Source organism: Rhizobacter sp. P3_B12 (assembly GCF_056402895.1).
Genome location: NZ_JBFUGN010000303.1, coordinates 1 through 6288 on the forward strand (window position 1 = coordinate 1; position 6288 = coordinate 6288).

Genomic DNA, 6288 nt, shown 5'->3' on the forward strand with positions numbered 1-6288 from the left:
GTGCTCTCGAGCATCGCAGTCGCCTGCGCGCGCAGCCTGTCGCCCTCGGCCGACTCCGTGGCCAGCGCGCGCAGCGCACGGGCCTTCCAGTAGACCCAGGTCGCGTCGCGCTGCTCGATCGGGTTCATCGCATCGATCGCCTGCACCACCTGCTGCCAGCGCGGCGCGTTCTCGCCGGCGCGCAGCGCGGCACGTGCCTTCCAGGCGAGCGTCTCGTCGGCCCAGTCGATCGAGATCGCGGCCTTCGACGACAGCAGCGCAGCCCGGGTGAAGTAGCCGGACGCCTCGGGCAGCAGCTTCAGCGCCGCCTGCTTGCCGACCGCCGCCCAGGCCCAGGCTGCGAGCTCGGGCGGCAGCGCGGCCTCCCATTTGCCGTTCAGCAGGTTGGCGGCGAGCTCGGGGTCGTTGGAGGCCAGGCGCATCAGCGCCAGCGTGTTCAGCTGGTTCGCCTGACGCCCGCCGAGCGCACGGGTCAGGTAGCGCGCCGGGTTGTCGGCCAGGTCGTCGACGTCACTGGCGGCCCGGGTGTTGACCATCAGCGCCGCCTGGCGCGCCGCACGCGGCTTGTTGCCGTCGATCGCGAGGCGCGCCTTGCGCCAGGCATCGGCTTCGGTGAGCTGCTTCGCGTCGTACAGCGTCGCGGCCAGCAGCGCGCAGCCGTCGTCGGCCTCGCGCTGCGCGAACCAGGCACTTCGGGCGGCGACGCGCACGTCCTTGCCGTCGAGGTGGTCGGCCAGCAGCGCGTAGCACGAGACCTCGCGGTCGTCGTTCATGCGGAAACTCGGGAAATCGGCGGCCAGCGTCTTGAAATCGCGGCGGCGTCCCAGCTCGAGCAGCCAGTCGTTGCGCAGCCGGTCTTCGACGTAGGTGCCGCGCCAGCGCTGGTAGAAGGCCGCGATCTCGTCGGCCTGCACGAACTGCAGCCGCTGGCCGATCTCCCAGTAGTCGACCCACATCGCGAGCGGGTTGCGCTCGGCGATCGTGCTGTCGCGCAGCGCGGCGAGCCGGGCCCGGTCTTTCTTGCGCAGCGCCTCGCGGGCTTCGAGCACCGCGTCGTTGCCGCTCTGCGCGCAGGCAGGCATCGCATTGGCGAGCACGGCGATCGCCAGGCCCTTCAGCAGCCACCGCGCCGCCGTCCTCGTCATTCCCGCGCCATATGATCCGTCTTTGTGGTTCACGCTGTCCTTCATGGTGCCGACCTTGCCATCAGACCCCGACGTCCGCCATCCCCTGCGTCAGCGCCTGCTGGCCGCGCGCACCGCGTTTGTCTCGTCGCCCGCCGGCCCCGCTGCGGCGGCATCGCTCGCGCATCACCTCGGGCATGTTCTCGATCAACTCGAACCCGAGTGCCTCGGGGTCTATTGGCCACTGCGGTCCGAATTTAACGCAGCAAGCCTGTGGGATGGCGACGGATCGCATGCCGCCTTGCCGCGCGCATTGCCATTCGTGCAGCGCGTGCCGCCGCAGATGCACTACCGCTTGTGGGACGGCAGCCCGCCGGCGCTGAAGGACGAGTGCAACATCCCGGCGGCGAACGGTGCCGCGGTGGTGCCCGACGTGGTGCTGGTGCCCTGCGTCGGCTTCACCGGCAGCGGCTGGCGGCTCGGCTACGGCGGCGGCTTCTTCGACCGCTGGCTCGCGCTGCACCCGCACGTCACGGCCGTCGGCGTCGCGTGGGAGGCCGGCCGCCTCGGCGAGGCCGAACTCGCGCCGCAGGCCCACGACCTGCCGCTCGCGCTCATCGTGACCGAGAACGGGGTGGCGCAGGGCTGACCGGCTCGGGCGCCGCCGGCGCGAGGTGCTGCACGCTGCGGGCCGACTGCGCGGTGAGCGTGGCCTTCGTGAGCGTCGCATGGGTGCGTTCGCCCTGCTCGATCAGCCAGTCGCGAAAGCGCTGCACCTCGGGCCGCAGCACCGACTGCGGCGACACCACCATCCAGTAGGCATGCGGCGCGTCGATGCGCCCGGCCGGCCCGAACGGCTCGACCAGGTCACCGCGCTCGAGCGAGTCGGCCACCAGCGCCATGCGGGCCAGCGCGATCGCCTGCCCGGCCAGCGCCGTCTGCACCTGCTGGTAGGTGAAGTTGAGGTACATCCACCGGCGCGGCTGCAGCCCGGGCTGGCCATGCAGCGTGAGCCAGCGCCGCCAGCTCAGGAACTCGGCGGTCGGGCGGTTGTCGTCCTCCTCGGCCAGCGTGTGGCCGGCCAGGTCGGCCGGCGTCGACAGCGGCGGCGCCTGGCCGCGCGCGATCTGCTCGGCCAGCCACGGGCTGATGGCCGGCGTCAGCGTCTCGCCGAACAGCCGCGGCGTGCCGGCCGGCACCAGGTGGTCGCCGCCATAGCGCAGCACGATGTCGATCTCGGGATCGTCGAGGTCGACCACCATGTCGGTGGCGGAGACGCGGATGTCGATGTCGGGGTTCGCGCGCTGGAAGGCCTCGAGCCGCGGCAGCAGCCACAGCGACACGAACGACGCGAAGGTGTTGACCGTGACGCGGCGCCGGCCGCGCGAGGTGCGGATCTGGCGCACCGCGGTGTCGAGCCGGTCGAGCGAGGGCGCGACCGCGCGCAGCAGCACCTGGCCGTCGCCGGTCAGCTCGACCGAGCGGGTGCCGCGGTTGAAGAGCGGCGCGCCGAGCTCGTCCTCCAGGCCCTTGATCTGCCGGCTGACGGCCGACTGGGTCAGGTGCAGTTCTTCGGCGGCGGCGCTGAAGCTGAGGTGCCGGGCCACCGCTTCGAAGGCCCGGATCGGGCCGACCGAGAGCGGCCGATGACGCGGTTGATTCATGCGTGAATGGTATCAATGCGAGGCGCACAAGTCATTGGACCACCGGCCTGCAGCCCCCTAAAGTTCACTCCATGCCCTGCAAGGAGAGCGACATGGCAACCCCGATGATGATGAGCAATTTTCAACAATCCCAAGCCGCGAGCTGGACCGTGGCACCCGGCGAGGCGCGCCCGCTGGAGATCGGACCGGGGTCCYGCTGGCTGCGCGTGACCGAAGGCCGGCTGTGGCTGACGGTGCCCGGCACGGCCGACGAACCGGCCCAGGATGTGTGGCTGGAGAGCGGCGACAGCATCGCGCTGCCGTCCGGCGCCCAGGCGGTGCTCGAGGCCTGGCCGAGCGCGCAGTTCCAGCTGCTGGTGCCGCCGGAAGCCTGCCGGCGCGGCAAGTCGCTGGCGCAGCGGCTCAGCGAGCAGCTCGCTTCGCGGCTGGGGTCTTCTTCTTCGCCGCTGCCGCACGCGGCTTGACGGTCTTGCGGGCCTTGGCCGCGGCAGCGCGCAGGCCCGCCTCCATCGCGAGCCGCGCCCACGGGCGCATCAGCGCGGGCGATTCCATCGCCTCGTCGGGCGCGGTGTAGTAGCTCATCGACACCGACTTGCCATCGCCACCCTCGTAGACGAAGGGCTGGCAGCCGGACTGCTCGAAGCGCGCCCGGGTCGCGTCGTCGGCCTTCAGGTACAGGCGCTCCTGGAAGATCAGCGCGACGAACACGTCGTCGACATAGAAGCCGTGCCCACCGAACATGCGCCGCGAGCGTGTCGGGCCGAGCGAGCCGAGCAGCTCGACGCAGTAGCGGGCGAATTCATCCTTGGGCGAGCTGATCGTGGCCATGGGCTCGATGGTACGGGGCCCTGCGTCACAATGCCCGCCATGGCCACCTCCGACACGTCCTCCACCACCCTCGGGGTACTGCGCACGAAGCTGATCGCCGACCGGCAGGCCCTGCCCGACCGGCTGGAGCGTGCGGTGCAGCTGCAGAGCATGCTGCGCATCTGGCTGGTGAGCCGGCGCGAGACGCTGATCGGCGGCTACTGGCCGATCAAGGGCGAGTTCGATCCGCTGCCGGCGCTGTTCCGCTGGAGCGAGGCCGACCCGGCACGCCGCATCGGCCTGCCGGTGATGGACCGCAAGGATGGCACGCTGCGTTTTCACGTGTGGTACCCCGGCTGCCCGACCGAGCTGGATGCGCATGACATCCCCAAGCCCAAGGGCACCGAGCAGTTCCAGCCGCAGTTGCTGCTGCTGCCCTGCGTCGGCTATGGCACCGAGGGCGCGCGGCTCGGCTATGGCGGCGGGTTCTACGAGCGCTCGATCGCCGCGCTGAACCCGCGGCCGGTCACGGTGGGGCTGTGCTATGCGCACGGCTTCCTGCCGATGCTGCGTCCGCGGGCCGACGAACACCCGCTCGACGCCGTCATCACCGAAGAAGGCGTGATGTGGCAGCGCGAGGCCTGATCAGGCCAGGTTGAGCCGCCGGCAGATCTCCAAGGGCGCCGTCGCCGCGTTCATCGTGTAGATGTGCAGCCCCGGCGCGCCCAGGCTCAGCAGCCGCTCGCACAGCTCGGTCACCACATCCAGCCCGAAGGCCTTGATCGACGCGGTGTCGTCGCCGAAGCTCTGCAGCCGCAGCCGGATCCAGCGCGGGATCTCGGCCCCCGACGAATCGGCGAAGCGGATGATGCCGCTCGCGTTGGTGATCGGCATGATGCCCGGCACCACCGGGATGTCGGCCCCCAGCTTGCGCGCATCGTCGACGAAGCGCTCGTAGGCATCGGCGTTGAAGAAGAACTGCGTGATCGCCGCATCGGCGCCCGCCTTCACCTTCTCGACGTAGGCCTGCAGGTCGGCCTGCGGCGACCTCGCCTGCGGATGCATCTCGGGATACGCCGCCACCTCGATGTGGAACTGGCGGCCGGTCGCCTCGCGGATGAACGCGATCAGCTCGCTCGCGTAGCGGAACTCGCCGAAGCCGCCGTAGCCGCTCGGCAGGTCGCCGCGCAGCGCCACCAGCCGGCGGATGCCCGCGGCCTGGAACTGCGCCAGCTTGGCCTGCACCGACGCGCGGTCGGCGCCGACGCAGGTGAAGTGCGAGGCCGCCTCGACGCCCTCGGCCAGGATCGCCTGCACGGCCGCCAGCGTGCCGTCCTGCGTCGAGCCGCCGGCGCCATACGTGACGGAGCAGAAGCTCGGCTTCAACGCATACAGCTGCTGGCGCACGGCCGCGAGCTTGGTGACGCCCTCGGGCGTCTTCGGCGGAAAGAACTCCAGACTGACGGGAACTCGGTTCATGCAACATCCTCGGACGGCACGGCCCACACGAAGAACTCGGTGTTGCCGTTGCTGCCCTTGATCGGGCTCTGGAAATAGGCGCGCACCTGGAGGAACTGCTCCCTGCAGGCCTTGCGGATGCGCGTCTCGACCTCGGCGAAATGCCGTTCGTCCTTGACGATGCCACCCTTGCCGATCTGCGCCGGCTGCAGCTCGAACTGCGGCTTGATCAGCAGCAGCAGGTGCCCCGTGGGCGCCAGGTAGTGCGCCAGCGTGGGCAGCACGTGCGTCGACGTGATGAACGACAGGTCACCGGTGACGAAGCCGAAGCCGTGCGGCGTCGACGCGGCCTCGAAGGCCGAGCCGGTCACGTCGCGCGCATTGACGCCTTCGAAGCACTGCACCCGCGCATCGGCCTGCAGCTTCGGGTGCAACTGCCCGTGGCCGACGTCGATGCCGGCCACGCGGGCTGCACCGGCCTGCAGCAGGGCATCGGTGAAGCCACCGGTGCTCTGGCCCGCATCCAGGCAATCGAGGCCGGTCACGTCGATCTTGCAATGCTTGAGCGCACCTTCCAGCTTGAGCCCGCCACGCGACACGAAGCGCAGCTCCGCGTCGTCGGTGATCTCGAGCTCGCAGCCTTCCGGCACGTCCTCGCCGGCCTTCTTGGGAACAGCCCAGCCCTTGGGGCCGAGCCAGCGGACGGCGCCTCGCTCGATCAGCCGTTGGGCGGCCGATCGGGTGGGCGCCAGCCCCGCGGAGACGAGCAGCTGGTCGATGCGCATGGGTCGGATCAGTAGCGGTAGGTGTCGGGCTTGTACGGGCCTTGCTTGGGCACGCCGATGTACGCGGCCTGCTCGTCCGTCAGCTCGGTCAGCATCGCGCCGACCTTCTTCAGGTGCAGGCGGGCGACCTTCTCGTCGAGGTGCTTGGGCAGCACGTAGACCTGGCCGACTTCGTACTTCTCGGGCCGCGTGAACAGCTCGATCTGCGCGATCGTCTGGTTGGCGAAGCTCGAGCTCATCACGAAGCTCGGGTGGCCGGTGCCGCAGCCGAGGTTCACGAGGCGGCCCTTGGCCAGCAGGATGATGCGTTTTCCATCCGGGAAGATCACGTGGTCGACCTGCGGCTTGATCTCTTCCCACTCGTACTTCTCGATCGCCGCGATGTCGATCTCGTTGTCGAAGTGGCCGATGTTGCAGACGATCGCCTGGTCCTTCATCGCGGCCATGTGC

8 protein-coding genes and 1 pseudogene are annotated in these 6288 nt (G+C 70.1%); 3 read left to right on the forward strand and 6 right to left on the reverse strand.

What is annotated here, in order from left to right:
• Positions 1-1190: pseudogene (locus tag AC1D01_RS16675) on the reverse strand (lytic transglycosylase domain-containing protein); the annotation flags it as partial.
• Between AC1D01_RS16675 and AC1D01_RS16680 the strand changes: the two are divergent.
• Positions 1189-1773, forward strand: a complete 585-nt coding sequence (locus AC1D01_RS16680) for a 5-formyltetrahydrofolate cyclo-ligase (protein WP_477868139.1) — start codon at positions 1189-1191, stop codon at positions 1771-1773. The pseudogene AC1D01_RS16675 and the gene AC1D01_RS16680 sit on opposite strands and share 2 nt — an antisense overlap.
• On the opposite strand, the gene AC1D01_RS16685 is transcribed toward AC1D01_RS16680, so the two are convergent.
• Positions 1739-2788, reverse strand: a complete 1050-nt coding sequence (locus tag AC1D01_RS16685) for a LysR family transcriptional regulator (protein ID WP_477868141.1) — start codon at positions 2786-2788, stop codon at positions 1739-1741. The genes AC1D01_RS16680 and AC1D01_RS16685 overlap by 35 nt on opposite strands.
• 92 nt (positions 2789-2880) lie before the next feature.
• Between AC1D01_RS16685 and AC1D01_RS16690 the strand changes: the two genes are divergently transcribed.
• Positions 2881-3252 carry a DUF2917 domain-containing protein gene (locus AC1D01_RS16690; protein WP_477868143.1) on the forward strand — a complete coding sequence of 124 codons (372 nt, stop codon included), beginning with the start codon at positions 2881-2883 and terminating at the stop codon, positions 3250-3252.
• Here the strand turns inward: AC1D01_RS16690 and AC1D01_RS16695 are convergent.
• The gene (locus AC1D01_RS16695) at positions 3191-3616 is read right to left on the reverse strand and encodes a TfoX/Sxy family protein (protein ID WP_477868145.1); all 426 of its coding nucleotides are present in this window, start codon (positions 3614-3616) and stop codon (positions 3191-3193) included. The two genes, AC1D01_RS16690 and AC1D01_RS16695, sit on opposite strands and share 62 nt — an antisense overlap.
• Before the next feature lie 39 nt (positions 3617-3655).
• Here AC1D01_RS16695 and AC1D01_RS16700 point away from each other — a divergent pair, with 39 nt between their 5' ends.
• Entirely contained in the window at positions 3656-4240 is a 585-nt protein-coding gene (locus AC1D01_RS16700) for a 5-formyltetrahydrofolate cyclo-ligase (protein ID WP_477868147.1), read from the forward strand.
• On the opposite strand, the gene metF is transcribed toward AC1D01_RS16700, so the two are convergent.
• The 3 genes from metF to AC1D01_RS16715 all read right to left on the reverse strand — a co-directional run.
• Positions 4241-5074, reverse strand: coding sequence for a methylenetetrahydrofolate reductase [NAD(P)H] (gene metF, locus AC1D01_RS16705; protein WP_477868149.1), 834 nt, complete (start codon positions 5072-5074; stop codon positions 4241-4243).
• Positions 5071-5838: a TlyA family RNA methyltransferase gene (locus AC1D01_RS16710; protein ID WP_477868151.1), complete on the reverse strand. Its 768-nt coding sequence runs from the start codon at positions 5836-5838 to the stop codon at positions 5071-5073. The genes metF and AC1D01_RS16710 overlap by 4 nt, the downstream gene beginning before the upstream one ends.
• A gap of 8 nt (positions 5839-5846) precedes the next feature.
• On the reverse strand, positions 5847-6288 hold a 442-nt coding region (locus AC1D01_RS16715), incomplete at its 5' end, for an adenosylhomocysteinase (protein ID WP_477868153.1).

Excerpts from the sequence above, each read along its gene's own strand:
- AC1D01_RS16680 (WP_477868139.1), top strand. The coding sequence starts at position 1,189 with ATGGTGCCGACCTTGCCATCAGACCCCGACGTCCGCCATCCCCTGCGT.
- AC1D01_RS16685 (WP_477868141.1), bottom strand. The coding sequence starts at position 2,788 with ATGAATCAACCGCGTCATCGGCCGCTCTCGGTCGGCCCGATCCGGGCC.
- AC1D01_RS16695 (WP_477868145.1), bottom strand. The coding sequence starts at position 3,616 with ATGGCCACGATCAGCTCGCCCAAGGATGAATTCGCCCGCTACTGCGTC.
- AC1D01_RS16700 (WP_477868147.1), top strand. The coding sequence starts at position 3,656 with ATGGCCACCTCCGACACGTCCTCCACCACCCTCGGGGTACTGCGCACG.
- metF (WP_477868149.1), bottom strand. The coding sequence starts at position 5,074 with ATGAACCGAGTTCCCGTCAGTCTGGAGTTCTTTCCGCCGAAGACGCCC.
- AC1D01_RS16710 (WP_477868151.1), bottom strand. The coding sequence starts at position 5,838 with ATGCGCATCGACCAGCTGCTCGTCTCCGCGGGGCTGGCGCCCACCCGA.